This window comes from Idiomarina piscisalsi (assembly GCF_003987095.1).
In the GTDB taxonomy this organism is placed as follows: domain Bacteria; phylum Pseudomonadota; class Gammaproteobacteria; order Enterobacterales; family Alteromonadaceae; genus Idiomarina; species Idiomarina piscisalsi.
Genome location: NZ_PIQA01000001.1, coordinates 300,760 through 318,359, shown reverse-complemented (window position 1 = coordinate 318,359; position 17,600 = coordinate 300,760). Strand labels below are relative to the sequence as shown.

Here is a 17,600-nt window from a genome sequence, read left to right as displayed (position 1 = left end):
TAGATCAAGGCTGGCCACAACGGTTAGCTTTGATCGTCCACATCGACACCAGCCGGTACTTTGAATGTGAATTGCTGGTCGTCAATTTGAGTATTTAATGCAACGTCGCTCAACATCAGTTCAGTACGCTCGCCATGCGCCTGTACCATCGTAATTTCTTTAAGCTTATTGCCGTCGAAGGCTAATTCTAACTGGCTGTTATCGCTGTTATGTTTAACAAGGTAGCGCTCATCAGTATAAGTTACCGAGTAGTTCTGCCATTGGTTGGTATTACTGTCCAGTACTAACAATAGCGGACTGTTATCGACCATGTCCTGTTGCGCATAAATGGTGACCTGGTCCACGAACGGGTTGTAATACCAAACCTTCTCTCCGTTCGCGACCATCACCGTTTCATCGGGGCGCATTGTGTGCCAATACAAATTCGCCGGGCGCTTTAACGTCATAGTGCCACTTAAACTTTGCAAAACATTGCCCTGCTCGTCTTTCACTTGCTGTTCGAACTCTGCCGATAAACTTTGAGTTTGCTCTAACAGCTGCTGTAGCTCCTGTTTATCCGAGTTATTGTCGCTGGCAAATGCATTCATTGATACCGCCATAACGGCGGCGAACCATACTGCTTTCATGAATTAATCCCTTGGTGGTTTAGGTGCCAGAACATCACGCTGGCCGTTATTACCTGCACTACTTACGACACCGCTCATTTCCATTTGTTCGACAATGCGTGCAGCGCGGTTATAACCAATACGGAATTTTCGCTGAACACTCGACACCGACACTCGTTGCGTCTCTGTAACGAAAGCAACCGCTTCGTCATAAAGCGGGTCTGACTCGGCGTCATCCATTTCCTGTTGCTCGCCCGGCAATAACGCTTCTTCGCCTTGATCACCTGAGAGAATTTCTTCCAGGTAGTTAGGACGCCCCCGCTTCTTCCAGTCTTTCACCACGGCATGCACTTCATGGTCATCAACAAAAGCGCCATGCACTCGTATTGGTGAACCACTTCCTGGTGGTAAGTAAAGCATATCGCCCTGCCCTAATAACTGGTCTGCACCGGGCTGGTCCAAAATAGTACGAGAGTCGACTTTTGACGACACCTGAAACGCAATACGCGTTGGAATATTGGCTTTGATTAAACCGGTAATAACGTCGACTGACGGACGCTGTGTTGCCAAAATAAGATGAATACCGGCAGCACGCGCTTTTTGAGCAATACGGGCAATAAGCTCTTCGACTTTTTTACCGACAATCATCATCATGTCGGCAAACTCATCGATAACAACCACAATATTTGGTAGCTTTTCTAAAACAGGCGGTAACTCATCCATTGAGTCACCCGGCTTCCAGATAGGATCCCGCAGCGGCTCCCCTGCTTCCTCTGCCGCTTTTACCTTAGCGTTATAGCCTTTTAGGTTACGTACCCCTAAGGCTGACATCAGCTTGTAGCGGCGTTCCATTTCTCCGACGCACCAACGCAGCGCATTGGCCGCATCTTTCATATCGGTAACCACTTCCGTCAATAAGTGTGGAATGCCTTCATAAACTGACAGTTCAAGCATCTTGGGGTCTATCATAATCAGGCGAACGTCTTCCGGTGTGCTCTTGTAGAGCAAGCTCAGAATCATGACGTTAACACCCACAGATTTACCCGAACCGGTCGTACCCGCAACCAATAAGTGCGGCATTTTAGCCAAGTCGACAACCACCGACTTACCGGCAATATCTTTACCGAGTATCATTGTCAGTGGCGACTGACTATTACTGAATTGGTCACTATTGATAACTTCGCTCAGCTGCACAATTTCGCGATGCTTATTCGGTAACTCCAGTCCCACATATGACTTCCCGGGGATAACCTCAACCACTCGCACAGCAACAGCCGACAAGGTACGAGCAATGTCTTTAGCCAGATTAGAAATTTTTGATACTTTAACACCTGGTGCTAAATCCAGCTCGAAACGAGTAATGACCGGTCCCGGCTGAACATGCGCTACGCGAACATCGACACCAAAGTCTTTTAAAACGGTTTCAACCGTTCGTGATACTTGGTCAAGTTCGTCCTGCGTAATAGGGTTTTCTTTTTTATTGGGACGGTCCAGTAACTCAATTGACGGCAAAGGTGGTAACACCTCGGGGTCAACATCGCTTTCTGCGACTTCCGGCTCGTCATTTTTATCGTCCTGTTTTGCGGCTTTCGCCTGACGCTTGCGTTCTGCGGCCTCTTTGCTAAAGCGCGGTGCTTTTTCTTCTTCCACCGCCTCTTCTTCTTCATCCACCGCACTAATTGACGGCAAGCTTAATACAGGCTCTTGCTTATCTGCGCCAAATAAATCACTGGTTAGCGATTTTGTCTCTTTGTCTTCGTTATCGGTTAAAGCTTCCGTGGAGTTCTCTTCTGGATCACTCTTGTCATCGTTGCTGTCGCGTTTTTGCCAGGTCTGTTTAATTCTGTCGACCAACCACAATACCCCGACAATAGCCCACTCCCCCAACTTGTCAGCCACTTGCAGCCAACTGATACCTGTAACCAGAGTGATACCGGTGAAAAAGAAAGTGAGTAACAATAAGGTACTGCCGACAAAATTCAGGTACGGCAAGAGTGACGCTGCAATCACATCGCCAATAACACCGCCGGCGGAGAAATAATAAATGTCGTCAAAGTTAATGGAAGAAAGCGCAGAAGCGCCAATGAGCGCTAGTAACGCCCCAATCATCCGAAGGCTGACCGCCAGATAATCCATTTCCAGTAAATGATAGGTTTTGCGGAACAACAAATAGCCTAAGCCCGCAAACCCAAAAGGAATAAGGTATGCAACAAAACCGAATGCAAACAACAGGACATCAGACACCCAGGCGCCAACCGCACCACCGGCATTATGAATACTGCCCTCATAGCCTGTCTGCGACCAGCTAGGATCAGCCGGATTAAAGCTGACTAAGGACAAGAAAATAAAAATAGCTAAAGCCCCGCTAACAAGCAGTCCGGCTTCTAGAACTCTCTGTACACCTGTCATTATTCTGTTGTAGCGCCTTCGTTAGTTATTGTTTTTAATAATTGCATGATTGTAGCGAATGTCAGCCCTAATGTTACCCCTTTACTAATACTTTATTTTCTTGTTTGACCTCTTCCATAACAACATAAGTACGAGACTCATCAACGCCAGGCATCATCAATAGGGTTTCACCAAGTAGTTTTCGATAGGCTCGCATATCGGGCACGCGAGCTTTAATCAAAAAGTCGAAGTCTCCGGCAACCAGGTGACACTCGAGAATCTCGCCAGTTTTACGTGCGGCTTCACTAAATTCAGCAAAGGCATCGGCCGATGTCCGTGTCAGTGTAATTTCAACGAACACCATTAAATTAGCCCCTAATTTAGCAGGGTTTATTTTGGCATGATAGCTTTCAATGACTTGCTCACGTTCCAGCTTCCGAACCCGCTCTAAACAAGCGGTTTGACTCAGTCCGACCCGCTTAGCTAACTCGACATTCGACATGCGGCCATCGTCTTGCAGCAGGCGTAAGATCTTCCTGTCTATTTTATCAACAGTGATTTCTATGGGAGTTTCGGCATTAAACATAATAAATCTCTAAAAAAGTAGTTATTAATAGAATATCACACTAAAAAATAACTTAAAAAAAGTAACTCATGCACTTAGGTTTGCGTCTATAATTTGCGCCAAATTATTTCACCGAAAACCGTTAACTAAGTAAGAGGCAGACAATGCTAATTGGTGTACCAAAAGAGATTAAAAACCACGAATATCGCATCGGATTAACCCCTGCTGCAGTTCGCGAATATGTTGAAAATGGCCACGACGTTATTGTTGAAAATAATGGCGGCGCCGCTATTGGTTTTACGAACGAACAATACACAGAAGCAGGCGCAAGCATTATTGATACGCCTGAAGAAATTTTCGCACGCGCTGACATGATTGTTAAGGTGAAAGAACCACAGCCTAACGAATGTAAAATGCTGCGCGAAGGGCAAATTCTTTATACCTTCTTGCACTTAGCTCCTGACCCGACTCAAACCGAGTTATTGGGTAAAGCCGGTTGTACCGCTATTGCTTATGAAACGGTTACCGACAACCGCAATGGTTTACCGCTGTTAGCACCAATGAGCGAAGTTGCTGGCCGTATGTCTATTCAGGCGGGCGCGCACTACTTAGAAAAAGCTCAGGGCGGCAGTGGTACTTTATTAGGTGGCGTACCAGGCGTTGCTCCGGGCAAAGTCTTAATTATTGGTGGCGGTGTTGTCGGTACTAACGCAGCCAAAATGGCAATTGGCCTTGGCGCAGAAGTGATTATTTTAGACCGTTCACTGCCTCGTTTACGTGAGCTGGATGATATCTTCGCTGGACGCGTACAAACCGTTTACTCAACCGTTGATGCTATCGACAAATATTCGCGCGAAGCAGATTTAGTTGTTGGCGCGGTACTGATTCCAGGCGCAGCTGCTCCGAAACTCCTGACTCGTGAAAACATCAAAAACATGAAGCCAGGCTCTGTCCTGGTTGACGTAGCTATCGACCAAGGCGGTTGTTTTGAGACGTCAAAAGCAACGACTCACCAAGACCCAGTTTATGTCATTGATGATGTGGTTCACTACTGTGTTGCAAACATGCCGGGTGGCGTGGCTCGTACCTCAACTATCGCACTGAATAATGCAACCTTACCTTATGGTATTGCGCTGGCAAACAAAGGCGTGAAAGCAATGCTGGAGAACGACCACTTGCTGAAAGGTCTGAACATGCACAAAGGTAAAATCACCTACAAAGCTATTCACGATGACTTAGGTGAACAGTTAGGTCTGGACTACCAAGACCCACGTGAAGCGTTGCAAGGTTAATACTCCCTAGCGACTAAAAGCTTTTGAAAAGCCTCGGTGAATGCCTTCACCGGGGCTTTTTTATTTTTGACTTGTTCCACACGCTTGCAAACCCTACAATCAGTCCCCATACACTAGTTATCTTACATTAAAAGAATAAAAGCAGTCAGGAGTTATCGATGGCAGACGCCAAGCATTGTAAGTTATTAATTTTAGGTTCAGGCCCAGCGGGCTATACTGCAGCAGTTTACGCGGCACGCGCTAATTTAGACCCTGTCATGGTGACCGGTATGCAACAAGGCGGTCAGTTGACGACTACCACCGACGTAGAAAACTGGCCCGGTGACGCTGAAGGCTTAACAGGTCCTGACCTGATGGTTCGTATGCAGCAGCATGCAGAGCGCTTTAACACTGAAATTGTGTTTGACCATATCAACAGCGTCGACTTCTCCAAGCGCCCTTTCCAACTAAAAGGCGATGTCGGTGAATATACCGCAGACTCGGTTATTATCAGTACCGGAGCGTCAGCGAAATATTTAGGTTTGGATTCTGAAGAAGCCTTTATGGGTAAAGGGGTATCTGCCTGTGCAACGTGTGACGGATTCTTCTATAAGAAACAAAAAGTCTGTGTTGTTGGCGGCGGTAATACGGCGGTAGAAGAAGCCCTTTACCTGTCTAACATTGCCAGTGAAGTTCATGTTATTCACCGCCGTGATACGTTCCGTGCTGAGAAAATTCTGGTAGATCGCCTGCACGAAAAAGAGAAAAACGGCAACATCACCTTCCACTTGAACAAAACCTTAGACGAGGTTTTAGGTGACGACGCTGGCGTAACAGGTGTTCGTATTAAGGATACACAAACTGGCGGCACTGAAGAGCTGGACGTTGCAGGTTGTTTTATTGCCATTGGCCACCAACCGAACACCGGTATTTTTGACGGTCAACTGGAGATGCAAAATGGCTACATCACCGTCCAAAGTGGTTTAGAAGGTAACGCAACAGCGACCAGCGTGCCTGGCGTATTCGCAGCCGGTGACGTTATGGACCATGTCTACCGTCAGGCAATTACCTCGGCCGGCACTGGTTGTATGGCGGCGCTCGACGCTGAACGCTATCTGGATGTGTTAACGAAGTCCTGATACGACAGTGGTCGTTCAGCTTGATCCATTATCGATAAGCTTCCCTCCTGCAGCGACAGCACTTCACGAGCCTAACGGGCTGCTCGCTGTTGGAGGCGACTTATCGGCTGAACGATTACTCTACGCCTACCAACATGGTATTTTTCCCTGGTTTTCAGACAACGACCCTATTTTATGGTGGTCACCCAATCCGCGTACTGTATTTTATCCGGACAATATTCATGTCAGTCGTTCCTTAGCAAAGGCTGCCCGTAAGCAGCCATGGCGAGTGACCATTAATAACCAATTCGCCGAGGTTATTGATGCTTGTGCCCGCCAACGTGCCGACAATGAAGGCACCTGGATAACGGATGAAATGATGGATGCGTATATCAACCTGCACCGTCTGGGCTGTGCTCATTCCGTTGAGGTTTGGCTGGATGAACAGCTGGTAGGTGGTTTGTACGGTGTGTCGGTTGGCAAAACGTTCTGCGGTGAAAGTATGTTTCACACCGCCACTAACGCCTCAAAGATTGCCTTAATTCAGTTTGCCAATGCCTTCCACAAAAGCGGCGGTGAACTGATTGACTGCCAGGTTGGTAACCCTCACTTATTTTCATTAGGAGCACGAGAACTGTCCCGTGAACGTTTCCTTGTTAAATTACACAGTTCTCAAAGAGCGACTATGCCTAGCCAGTTCTGGTTGCCGAGAGTACTCGAGTTTTCAGAGGTAACCACATGCAGTTCGGATTAACACGGGAGTCTCACTGCAACTACCTGAGCGGTAAGCAAGAACGGCTTATTGTCGCTGTGCCGGAAGATCACCAGCGGTTAACCCCTGAAGCCTATGAATACTTTATGGCGAACGGTTTCAGGCGTAGTCATAACGATGTGTACCGTCCGCATTGCCGGCTTTGCAGCGCGTGTGAGTCACTTCGGGTGATAGTTAACGAATTTGTTGCCAGCAAAAACCAAAAACGCATAGCAAACAAAAATAAAGATTTATCATTAAACGTTGTGCTTGAACCTACGGAAGAGCACAGCCGCTTATTTTGCGAGTTTATCGAGCAGCGCCACTCTGACGGCGAAATGTACCCTCCCGACCCGGCTAACTTCTGGCGTTGGGTATCCTGTGACTGGATGACGCCACTTATTCTGGAGTGGCGGGACAACGACGAAAACTTACTGGCTGTTTCAGTAGCAGATCAAACTCCTCATGCGCTATCAGCTGTTTATACGTTTTTTGATCCGGCCGCTCACAAGCGCTCATTGGGCACCTATGCCATTTTACAGCTAATTGAATACAGTCGACAGCAAGAGCTTGAATATTTGTATTTAGGCTATCAAATCGATGCCTGTAATAAGATGAATTACAAAACTCGCTTTGCCCCATATGAACGACTGGTTGGCAATCATTGGAAAAAAGCGCTAAAATCGCACACACTTTAGACTACTAACAGAAATCAGAGGATTTTAATGGCGAAAGAAGACAATATTGAGATGCAGGGAACGGTTCTGGAAACACTTCCCAATACAATGTTCCGCGTAGAATTGGAAAATGGCCACGTGGTTACTGCACACATCTCCGGTAAAATGCGTAAACACTATATCCGCATTTTAACGGGCGACACAGTAACGGTTCAGTTGACTCCATACGACCTGACAAAAGGCCGCATCGTCTTCCGCGCACGTTAATCCGTTCGGGATTAAGGCCGGCTCAACCGAACCGGCCTTAAGCACTTCTTCTAACTCTCTACCGTTTCATTGTTGCTGTCGTAATCAAATTTAAGTTCATCTTTGTCCGACGCACTCACTTTGACACTGCCACCTTTTGACAACTGACCAAACAGAATTTCATTGGCTAACGGCTTTTTCAGGTGCTCCTGAATAACCCGGCTCATTGGTCTTGCCCCCATTTCCTTGTCATAGCCTTTTTCAGCTATCCAGGCATGAGCGCTTGGGTCAACTTCCAATGATACGCCTTTTTTATCCAGCTGAGCCTGCAGCTCGCAAATGAATTTATCAACCACTTGCTCCAGCACTTGCGGTGTCAGGTGGTTAAACCACACTACACCGTCCAAACGGTTACGGAACTCTGGCGTAAAGGTGTTATTGATTTCCGCCATAGCATCGTGACTGTGGTCTTGCTGCTTAAAGCCAATGGATTTTCTTACTGTTTCACGAACACCAGCATTAGTGGTCATGACGATAATTACATTGCGGAAGTCTGCCTTACGGCCGTTATTGTCGGTAAGCGTACCGTTATCCATAACCTGCAGCAGGATATTAAAGACATCCGGATGCGCTTTTTCCAGTTCGTCCAGCAAGAGAACACAATGCGGGTTCTTAATAACCGCGTCGGTTAATAAGCCACCCTGCTCATAACCTACATAGCCAGGAGGCGCACCAATTAAACGGCTGACCGCATGGCGTTCCATGTACTCTGACATATCAAAACGAAGTAACTCTATGCCCATAGCTTTGGCTAATTGTTGAGTGACCTCAGTCTTACCGACACCGGTAGGCCCTGCAAATAAGAATGAACCAATAGGCTGATTCTCGTTCGCCAAACCCGAGCGGGACAAGCGAATAGACGCTGTTAACTTATCAATAGCTTCGTCCTGACCAAATACCACCATTTTCAAGTTGCGGTCGAGCTGTTTAAGCGTTTCCTGATCAGACTGAGAGACCGACTGCTCTGGCACGCGTGCAATTTTCGCAATGATATTTTCAATGTCAGAAACGCCCACCGTTTTACGACGTTTTGATGGCGGCAACAAACGTTGGGAAGCACCCGCTTCGTCCATCACATCGATTGCCTTGTCCGGTAAGTGACGTTCATTAATGTACTTAGCAGACAACTCTGCTGCCGCTTTTATCGCTGGCTGGGTATAACGAATGCCATGATGACTTTCATAACGATCTTTCAAGCCCATGAGAATTTTTGTGGTGTCTTCAACCGACGGCTCTACGACATCTACCTTTTGGAAGCGACGTACTAACGCACGATCTTTCTCGAAGACATTCTTAAATTCGTTATAAGTTGTCGAACCAATACATTTCAGCTGACCACTAGACAGTAACGGTTTAATGAGGTTTGACGCATCCAGCACACCGCCACTGGCAGCACCTGCGCCTATAATGGTATGAATTTCGTCAATAAACAGAATAGCGTGCTCTTGCTTTTGCAGCTCTTTTAATAACAGCTTAAAGCGTTTTTCAAAGTCGCCCCGGTATTTAGTGCCGGCCAGCAAGTCGCCCATATCCAGCGAGTAAATTTTCGCGTCCAGCAATATCTCCGGCACGTCACCTTTGACGATACGATACGCCAAGCCCTCTGCAATGGCTGTTTTACCAACGCCTGCTTCCCCCACCAGTAGCGGATTGTTTTTACGACGGCGACAAAGAATTTGAGCGCAGCGCTCTACCTCGTAATCACGCCCAATCAGCGGGTCAATTTTTCCTTCTTTGGCCTGCTCGTTTAGATTAGTGCAGAACTTCTGCAGATAACTTTGTTGCTCTTCCTGCTGGGTTTCAATGGTTTCATCTTCCAGCGACTCTTCTGCCGGCTCCTCATCGATACGCGAAATGCCGTGCGAAATATAATTCACGATATCCAAACGGGTAATATCGTTCTTATTCAGCAAATAGACCGCCTGGGACTCTTGTTCACTGAAAATAGCGACCAACACGTTGGCTCCGGTTACTTCGGCATTGCCTGACGACTGCACGTGGAATACCGCTCGTTGCAGAACGCGCTGAAAACCTAATGTAGGCTGTGTGTCCGGCTCTTCCTCGTCCGGACCAAATAGCGGTGTACTGCGGTCAATATAACTCAACAACTCTTCTTTCAGTTGTTGGAAGTTAGCCCCACAGGCGCGCAGCGCTTTTGACGCGTCTGGATTATCCAGCAGCGCTACCAATAAATGTTCGACAGTCATAAGCTCATGACTGCGTTCTCGTGCCAGCCGAAACGCATCATTCAACGTCAGTTCAAGGGCCTTATTCAACATACACCACTCCTTACCGTCTCACTCACTTACTCTTGTTCCATTGTGCAAAGCAATGGATGCTGATTTTCGCGAGCGTACTGGTTGACTTGTACTACTTTTGTTTCGGCGATTTCCGCAGAATAAACACCGCAAACGGCCTTACCTTTGTAATGTACCTGCAACATCGTATCTGTTGCTCTTTCCTGATCCATCTTAAAAAATTTCATCAACACTTCAATCACAAAATCCATGGGTGTGAAGTCATCGTTGTTCAAAATGACTTTATACATGGACGGTGGCTTGAGCTCTTGTTTTTCCTCTGTGTCGCTAAGATGTTGTTGGTCAAATTGACTCATTTGTTAACAACCTATCATAAATTGTAGTCTAAAAATTCGTAATTACTTGCAAAAATCCACTCAAAATTTTAACAACAGAGCGCATTTTTTAACCAAAAAAGCTTGACTAATAACTCATGTCACCTAGAGTTAAAGATGGTGTTTGAACAGCTTAATTTCAAGTTAACACCTCCAATAATAATAAACATAGTCTGTTGCAAAAGAAGGAAGTAGATGTATGGCTACCGGAAAAGTCAAATGGTTCAATAATTCGAAAGGCTTCGGCTTTATCGAGAGCGAAGATCGCGAAGGCGATATCTTCGCACATTATTCGACCATTGAAATGGAAGGTTATCGCACTCTGAAAGCTGGACAGCCTGTTGAGTTCGAATTAGAGGAAGGCCCTAAGGGTCTACACGCCTCCAACATTGTCCCCGGTCCCACTGAAAAATAACCGAGGTAACTCTAAACAAGATAAAGGCGCGGACTCACACTCCGCGCCTTTATTTTTGCTTAACTCGCATGGTTCTAGCTGTCGATACCAAAATAGCGACGTAATTGATCACGCAAGTTCGGCGGTGTTCCATTTATAGTCAAAGTATCGGTTGCTGGATCATAATGAACTCGCTCGCCCAGTACTGTGTGGTCAAAGCCAACACTGACACCACCGCCCTGGCCTTGAAACTTAACTAATTTTCTTAGCGTGGACTTATCGGCCGGAAAGTCGTCGGCAATTTCCTTTTCTCGCTGCTCGGCAAACTCTTTAGAAAACATTTCAAACGAATTGTCTGACGGATACTGCTGAGCAAACTGCTCTGACAGATCTTTAATTTTTACCGAATCGCCCTGCTTCCACTGTTCGTCACAATACTCATACGCCGTTTTATTTAATGCCTGGCGCTGTTCAGCTTCAAGCCCTGACTGCTTCGCGTATTCCTGCACGGTATCAACCAACTGTTGAGTCTGCTCTTTCGTATTCACACGCTCGGTACACCCCAGAAAATCCAGGAAGAAGTCTGAGACTTTGCGACCCGCACGTCCTTTAATAAAGGAAATATAGCGCTCTGCATCTGGCGCCGTGCGCCACTCGGTTAAATCAATACGCGCAGCCAGCTGCACTTTACTAATGTCCAGCTGTGATGAACGGTCAACCGCTAAATCCGGGCTTATCGTGACGCCTTCTTTTACCGGTAAGAAGCATACCAACAGGTATTCTGAACTTAAGTGTTGATAACGGGTTATCAGTAAAAAGCCAGCTTCCAATAAGTTATAACTTTGCAACTGCTCTAATAATAGCTTGGCCGACTGCTGACTGAACTCAACAAAGTCTAGATCTTTGTCATACCAGGACTTCAATTGCTCAGGAAACGGGCTGGCATCGCCTTCATCGTTTTCGGTCAGAAAGCTAGCGTAACCTTTAGCCGGTTTACTGGTATAAACGTCCGTTAACTCAACTAGTAAATCATGCAATTGCTCGTCTTCATTCAATGCTGAAGGGGCTAATCGTAAGCCTACCTGACCATCGTTTTGGTAAAACTGGTGAATAATACTTTCTTCAATTCGCAATTGCATATCAGGGACTATCCTTGCTGTTTTGCTGTGTTACTATAAGCGGATTGTAACACGAGACTGGTAGACAATGGGAAAGGACCAACGCGGAAAATACCAACGCCGGGACAAAATAGCACGGCTAATTAGCTGGGGACATTGGTTTACGTTTGCCAACATTATTCTGTGTTTATTCATTGGCTTGCTCTATGTTGAGGCCTCGCCAGAGTCACCGAGTGCTATTGGCACCTTATATATGCTGGTGAGTTGGCTTGGCCACTTTGCCTTTTTGCCCTTCGTGTTCTTCATTATTCTTATATTCCCGTTCTGTCTTATTGTGCCCTACTCAAAGGTTCTGCGCGGCTTAGCTGCGTTAGTCGCCTCGTTTGGGCTTATCGCTCTTATTGCCGACGCCTTATTTTTTAGACAGTACGGCTACCACTTAAACACCTATTCTCTGGCTCAAATGACCAAAGACGCTGAAGCCGTATTTACCGGGGCTAGCTTCGTTATAGTTTCAGCAGTGCTTTTAGGTTTTTTATTAATTGTCGGTATCGAGTTGCTACTTGCTAACCTTGCCTGGAAACGCTTAAGTGACTTGCAGCGTAAAAAAATAGGTGCACCGGCAACAGCGGTATTTGTCCTGTGCTTTTTTGTGAGTCATAGCGTCCACGTTTGGGCAGACGCAGCTTTATATACCCCTATTACCCAACAGGACGATATGTTTCCACTGTCTTACCCAACGACAGCCAAAACTCTCATGGCGAAACATGGGGTTATTGACGTGGAAAGCTACCAGGCTCGTCAGCAAATGCTTATGGCTACGGATAAAATTAAACTGAAGTACCCTAAGCAGCCACTTTTATGCTCGAAGAAAGATTTTGAACAGCCTGCAACAATTATTCTGTTTAATGAATATAGCGAGAACATCAATGCTGCTCTGGCAGACTCAGGCTTAACTCAAACACAGGTAACTATGCTTGCCCATCCCCGGCAGGAAGGCGGCTTGTTTCAGTTCCTATACGGACTTCCCGATTTTTATCAGGATACAATTGAACGTCAGAAAGTAATGCCTGCTTATTTGAAACCTTTGAACGACTTTAATATTGAAATGAACTGGTATATCAGTGAGCAGTGGAATACTGATGAGCTCAGCCTGTCACAGTTTACTGATGAAATTAGTACAGAGAGTCTTCAAAGTTTTACGGGCCGCAATAACCAGCGCATTAATGTCATTTTACTGACAGAAGACAATACTGAGCAGTTAGCCGGCCTTCTCTCTAAAGCGAAACAGCATCAAATTCTGGTTAGTTATTTATCGCCTAAGGACCAGTCTGAACTGTTAGGCAAAGAGCAGTTTGCGCTTGCAAACATGACTGTCCCATTGTGGCAATCGAACCTAGAGCTTCCTAAGCAACCTATTGCCGGTTTAATGGACATTATTCCGACTGTTATGGATGATCGCATTGCCTGCGCAGGGTCTTTTAAAAACTACACAAACGGTGAAAGTTTACACTTGCAGAAGCCTCGTTGGCCGCTTATCGAAACCTACAGTCCTTATATTGTTATTTATGACGAAGCGGAAATAACGATTTTGGATAATAGTGGCCAGTTTAACGTCTACAGCAGCCCTGAATTTACTTTGAAAAAAGGCTCTGAACCACCGGTTCCGGTTTTAATAGACGCATTAAAAGACCTTAAACGCTTTACCGAAACTCAAGAGTCAGGTAATTGATGAAAATAGAAGCACTTGAGCAGCTAAAAGGTTTCTGAGGCTTGCGTAATACGTCAAATACAGTAAGATAGCTTCCCTCGGTCGGCGTGTAGCGCAGCCTGGTAGCGCACTGTCATGGGGTGTCAGGGGTCGGAGGTTCAAATCCTCTCACGCCGACCAATTCTTCCTTTAGTTATCTCCCTGAAGCAAACCTAGCTGTTCATTCAGCGGCGCAACGACTCGCCAGTATCCGCCTCTTGCTGAGCCAACACGTTTTAATTGTCCGCGAGACTTTAATTTGGAAATGTGCTTTTCGACAGCACGGTCAGAAATTCCGAGCACTTCTGATAATCGTGCGGCGCTCCACTCTGGGTGTTCCTGTAATAACGCAAGAATGTTCTCACGAGTGGTAAAGTAAGGCTTAATTTCGTGAAAACGCCCTTTCCCCGAATTAAATTCCGAACTTATTACCGAAGCTTTCAGCGAATTTACCGACTTATTTTGTTCCGTTAGTGTCTTTTCAACGCCATCCAGAAGCTCATCAAAAGCCTCCTTCAAACGGTTCAGTACAAACTCAACCATGACACTCAGGTCATTATTACCAATGGACAACCTTAAGCAGTCATAATATTCGCTACGCTTTTCTTTTAACTTGCTTTCAAAGTTAAGCCAACGCAGCAAAGCATGCCACTGCTCAAGAATAAGGCTGACCCACAAATGGCCAATACTGCTATTCCCAATAGAAAATGGCTGAATGAATTCGTATTGACGCAAAAATATGGCGGCTTTAACTAACGGATGCTCGTCCGCTTGCTCCACCCACTCAAGTAATGAGCGGAGTTGCTTAGGCACTTGTCCGGCGGGCACGGTGGTGTGCACCAGCTTGTTATATTGGTAAATACCCATTCCCGTAGAACGATAGCGACCCGCTTCCGGCGACACGGCAGCAAAAGTCTGTCTATGAGCATCCCGAAGACTCTCATCAGATCCTATGCGCCAGCGCGAATGCGACTCATAAGTCTCGCTTAAAGACACGCCGTTAAGCCGCGTTGCGTTTAAATCCATACCAATAGAGGCATTCAGCTTTTTCTGACGCGAAACGTCACTAAGATCAACTTGTTCAGGCTGACCGCCTTCAAGCAAACACTCTAAATAGCCGAGCTTTTTACTAATATCAGCAACCAGGTTAATGCTTTGCGTCGACAACGCACCCTCGGTATTTATCATTATTTTTCGGCCACCACCCTGTTTCGCCCATTTTCCTTTGCATCGTACAGCGCATCATCAACACGTTTTATCAGCTGAGTGCGGGTTTCATCTTCAGCTAAGTTAATAGCCGCTTTTCTTTCACTATCTAGCACTTATTGCTCCTGCACATATCCCAGCGTATTCTGCATGGCTGCAGTGACTGCTTTTCCAACCAACTGATGTAATCTGACCAAGTATTTTCCTTATAAAAGCTAAAGTAGCTCAGGGCGTTAGCATTAGCAATGAAATCCTGTTTTTTGCAATCTTTTATGAAATATCTTCCCGCCCAGTGTCGAGCCCTCAATAACCTATGCGGCGCCCATAGCCTCAGTGTCAGTCATTGTACCGACAAGTTTACTGTGCAGTTCTTGAGTCTTTGTTCTAAGCTCATTTAATAAAGGAAAGGACGTCAAAACTTCTCCTAATTATTTCGCTGTATTAACCGATATCAATAATAGATACGTCACCGGCAAGCAAATAGTTCGTATTAACTGAGGTAAGCATGAATTTGCAAAATAAATTAACCCTAAGCATGGCCATTGCCTTAACAACGCTACTCGTTATCGCCCTAGGCATTTCTACTTACATGATGCGCTCTCTGATTGAAGAGCGAGTCATAGAGCAAGAATTACCAGCCACCTTAGGTGAAATTCGTGGCGAAATCAGCGAGCTTATAAACACTCCTATGTTGGTCTCACAGGAAATTGCGAATAACCAATACCTCATTGATGCCTTAAAAAATGATGACAGCCGTCAAGTTCAAGATGAGATCACCCAATACCTTAACCGCGTTTACACAAACAGAAATGCTGTCGCAGCCTTTGCAATCAGTAATTTAAGTCGCAACTACTACACCGCAGATGGCATCTTAAAGCAAGTTTCTCCGTCGGTTGAGCGTGACCAATGGTTCTATGACTTTGTCGATAGTGGTGATGAGCAAGAGTTAAACTTTGACGTTGATGAAAACTCTGGCACGCCAACGGTTTTCGTCAATGTCCGCATTACCGACAATGGTGAGACTTTAGGTATTGGCGGTATTGGTCAAAGCCTGAAAGCGTTACAAGACGCCATTGCAAACTTTCAGGTGGGTGAAACGGGTATTGCTTACCTCGTTGATGACAGCGGAAACATTCAGATCCACCCATCAATTAACGACTTCAGAAGCCTGTCGTCAGAGGTTGGCTCTGATGTTGCTAACCAAATGCTGAGCAACTCAGATTTTGAAGCAGGCTATAGCAGCCACAACGGCGAAGACTGGATTGTTGCCAGCACTGACCTGCCTAACACCAACTGGCGCATTATTATTGAAATGCCAGAGTCTGAGCTATATTCCGGCCTCAACCAGACCATTACCGCCATTGTTATTCTCAGTATCGTTATTGGCACAGCCTTTGTTGTGGGTAGCTGGTTCTACGCTAAGAAAATTGTTCGCCCTATTAAATATGTCGCCAAAAACCTTAATCGTATGTCCAACGAGGGCGGCGACTTGACCCAACGACTGGATATTGACAGCAATGACGAGATTGGTGACTTAGCAAAAGGGTTCAATGCGTTTGTGGCCAACCTCGGCAGTATTATTACGCATGTTCGCAATACCGCTTATGAAGTTAACGAGAAAGTGACTTCAATTGATAAGTCCATGACGCAAATTGATGGTCTTTCCAACGAGCAGGAGAATAAAACAGACCAGGTTGCGGTCGCTATGAACGAAATGGAGACCACAGTTCGTGAAATTGCCGAAAACGCCAACCAAACGGCCAGCCATGCGTCAGAGTCGCGCTCAACCACAGAGCAAAATCAAGAGCAGTTACGACAAGCCGTTAATACCATGCACGAGTTATCTAACTCAATGCAAAGTGCGGCACAGTCTGTTGAAAGCTTAGCAAACGACGTAGAAAGTATTGTTACCGTTATTGATACCATTGAAAGTATTTCAGAGCAGACCAACTTGCTTGCGTTAAACGCAGCCATTGAGTCTGCTCGTGCGGGCGAAGCCGGCCGAGGGTTTGCGGTAGTCGCTGATGAAGTCAGAACCCTGTCACAGCGTACCAGTCAGTCAACCGAAGAAATACGTCAGAAAATTATTCGCCTACAAGAAGGTTCTCGCAATGCGGTTTCCGCTATGGAGCACAACCGTAAACAAGCGCAAAGCACCAGCGAAAAACTGAGCGATGCCGACAATAAGTTGAATGAGTTAGTTAATCTCATTCAGGAAACCGCAGATATGAGCACTCAAATAGCGACCGCAACAGAAGAGCAAGCATCGGTTAGCCAGGATGTTGCTGCCAACATTCAGTCTATTGCTGACTTCGCTACGCAGGTGTCGACAGCGGTTCGCGAAAGCCACAGCGAGTGTGAGCAAATGTCCTCACTCGCTGACAGCCTTCGTAAGCAATTAGAGCAATTTAAAACGTAATATCGGCGAATAACTCTTGCAGCCGTGCAACTTCCTTGTCTGAAAGGGGTTGCATTGGTTGCTTACCCCACACCGGATCCGGCCAGGCCGCGTCACTCATAAACCGTGCTATATGATGCACATGCAACTGCGGCACTCGGTTCCCCAACGCAGCGACGTTGAGTTTATCGGGCTTATACTCTGCCTTTAGCCAGTGACTTAAAAATGAGCTTTCATGCAAAAATTGAATTTGCTGCTCTTCAGTTAAGTCACAGAGTTCCCGCACATCATCGACTCGCGGAATTAGCACAAACCAAGGGTACTGTGCGTCATTCATTACTCGCACTTGGCATAACGGCCAGTCGGATAAAAAGTAACTGTCTTCTAGCAGTGCCTTTGCAACCGGGAATTCACTCATTAT

At 46.2% G+C, this 17,600-nt stretch carries 17 protein-coding genes and 1 tRNA gene; 9 read left to right on the top strand and 9 right to left on the bottom strand.

Features of this window, described 5'->3' with window-relative positions; all coding sequences use genetic code 11:
- Nucleotides 1-23: 23 nt before the first annotated feature.
- The 3 genes from lolA to lrp all read right to left on the bottom strand — a co-directional run bounded on the left by lolA (nt 24) and on the right by lrp (nt 3,579).
- Nucleotides 24-626 (bottom strand): outer membrane lipoprotein periplasmic chaperone LolA, encoded by a 603-nt coding sequence (gene lolA / locus CWI73_RS01605; protein ID WP_053953590.1) that lies wholly within the window; start codon nt 624-626, stop codon nt 24-26.
- 3 nt (nt 627-629) lie between these two features.
- Nucleotides 630-3,014, bottom strand: a complete 2,385-nt coding sequence (locus CWI73_RS01600) for a DNA translocase FtsK (protein WP_126751248.1) — start codon at nt 3,012-3,014, stop codon at nt 630-632.
- A 73-nt stretch (nt 3,015-3,087) separates the two neighbouring features.
- Nucleotides 3,088-3,579, bottom strand: a complete 492-nt coding sequence (gene lrp, locus CWI73_RS01595; protein ID WP_126751247.1) for a leucine-responsive transcriptional regulator Lrp — start codon at nt 3,577-3,579, stop codon at nt 3,088-3,090.
- 143 nt (nt 3,580-3,722) lie between these two features.
- Between lrp and ald the strand changes: the two genes are divergently transcribed.
- The 5 genes from ald (at nt 3,723) to infA (ending at nt 7,642) form a co-directional block, all read left to right on the top strand.
- Complete coding sequence (gene ald / locus CWI73_RS01590) at nt 3,723-4,850, top strand: alanine dehydrogenase (protein WP_126751246.1); 1,128 nt, start codon at nt 3,723-3,725, stop codon at nt 4,848-4,850.
- A gap of 158 nt (nt 4,851-5,008) precedes the next feature.
- Nucleotides 5,009-5,968 (top strand): thioredoxin-disulfide reductase, encoded by a 960-nt coding sequence (gene trxB / locus CWI73_RS01585; protein WP_126751245.1) that lies wholly within the window; start codon nt 5,009-5,011, stop codon nt 5,966-5,968.
- Nucleotides 5,969-5,975: 7 nt separating this feature from the next.
- Nucleotides 5,976-6,701: a leucyl/phenylalanyl-tRNA--protein transferase gene (gene aat, locus CWI73_RS01580; protein WP_126751244.1), complete on the top strand. Its 726-nt coding sequence runs from the start codon at nt 5,976-5,978 to the stop codon at nt 6,699-6,701.
- Entirely contained in the window at nt 6,686-7,396 is a 711-nt protein-coding gene (locus CWI73_RS01575; RefSeq protein ID WP_126751243.1) for an arginyltransferase, read from the top strand. The genes aat and CWI73_RS01575 overlap by 16 nt, the downstream gene beginning before the upstream one ends.
- 27 nt (nt 7,397-7,423) lie before the next feature.
- On the top strand, nt 7,424-7,642 hold the full coding sequence (infA, locus tag CWI73_RS01570; protein WP_053953583.1) for a translation initiation factor IF-1: 219 nt from the start codon (nt 7,424-7,426) through the stop codon (nt 7,640-7,642).
- A gap of 50 nt (nt 7,643-7,692) precedes the next feature.
- Here the strand turns inward: infA and clpA are convergent, their stop codons facing one another.
- Nucleotides 7,693-9,960, bottom strand: coding sequence for an ATP-dependent Clp protease ATP-binding subunit ClpA (clpA, locus tag CWI73_RS01565; protein ID WP_053953582.1), 2,268 nt, complete (start codon nt 9,958-9,960; stop codon nt 7,693-7,695).
- A gap of 26 nt (nt 9,961-9,986) precedes the next feature.
- Complete coding sequence (clpS, locus tag CWI73_RS01560; RefSeq protein ID WP_053953581.1) at nt 9,987-10,295, bottom strand: ATP-dependent Clp protease adapter ClpS; 309 nt, start codon at nt 10,293-10,295, stop codon at nt 9,987-9,989.
- A gap of 217 nt (nt 10,296-10,512) precedes the next feature.
- Here clpS and cspD point away from each other — a divergent pair, with 217 nt between their 5' ends.
- On the top strand, nt 10,513-10,728 hold the full coding sequence (cspD, locus tag CWI73_RS01555) for a cold shock domain-containing protein CspD (protein WP_126751242.1): 216 nt from the start codon (nt 10,513-10,515) through the stop codon (nt 10,726-10,728).
- Between the two features lie 74 nt (nt 10,729-10,802).
- Here the strand turns inward: cspD and yejK are convergent, their stop codons facing one another.
- Nucleotides 10,803-11,846 (bottom strand): nucleoid-associated protein YejK, encoded by a 1,044-nt coding sequence (gene yejK / locus CWI73_RS01550; protein ID WP_126751241.1) that lies wholly within the window; start codon nt 11,844-11,846, stop codon nt 10,803-10,805.
- A gap of 67 nt (nt 11,847-11,913) precedes the next feature.
- Between yejK and CWI73_RS01545 the strand changes: the two genes are divergently transcribed.
- Nucleotides 11,914-13,557 carry a DUF3413 domain-containing protein gene (locus CWI73_RS01545; protein ID WP_126751240.1) on the top strand — a complete coding sequence of 548 codons (1,644 nt, stop codon included), beginning with the start codon at nt 11,914-11,916 and terminating at the stop codon, nt 13,555-13,557.
- An 82-nt stretch (nt 13,558-13,639) separates the two neighbouring features.
- Nucleotides 13,640-13,716, top strand: a tRNA-Pro gene (locus CWI73_RS01540).
- A 9-nt stretch (nt 13,717-13,725) separates the two neighbouring features.
- Here the strand turns inward: CWI73_RS01540 and CWI73_RS01535 are convergent.
- Both CWI73_RS01535 and CWI73_RS12620 read right to left on the bottom strand, forming a co-directional pair.
- Entirely contained in the window at nt 13,726-14,763 is a 1,038-nt protein-coding gene (locus CWI73_RS01535) for a Fic family protein (protein ID WP_126751239.1), read from the bottom strand.
- A complete protein-coding gene (locus CWI73_RS12620; protein ID WP_275046249.1) occupies nt 14,763-14,897 on the bottom strand; it encodes a hypothetical protein in 135 nt (44 codons plus the stop codon). Before CWI73_RS12620 ends, CWI73_RS01535 begins: the two co-directional genes overlap by 1 nt.
- A 389-nt stretch (nt 14,898-15,286) precedes the next feature.
- Between CWI73_RS12620 and CWI73_RS01530 the strand changes: the two genes are divergently transcribed.
- On the top strand, nt 15,287-17,200 hold the full coding sequence (locus CWI73_RS01530; RefSeq protein WP_126751238.1) for a methyl-accepting chemotaxis protein: 1,914 nt from the start codon (nt 15,287-15,289) through the stop codon (nt 17,198-17,200).
- Here the strand turns inward: CWI73_RS01530 and CWI73_RS01525 are convergent.
- Nucleotides 17,190-17,597, bottom strand: a complete 408-nt coding sequence (locus tag CWI73_RS01525) for an HIT domain-containing protein (protein ID WP_126751237.1) — start codon at nt 17,595-17,597, stop codon at nt 17,190-17,192. The two genes, CWI73_RS01530 and CWI73_RS01525, sit on opposite strands and share 11 nt — an antisense overlap.
- Nucleotides 17,598-17,600 lie beyond the last annotated feature (3 nt).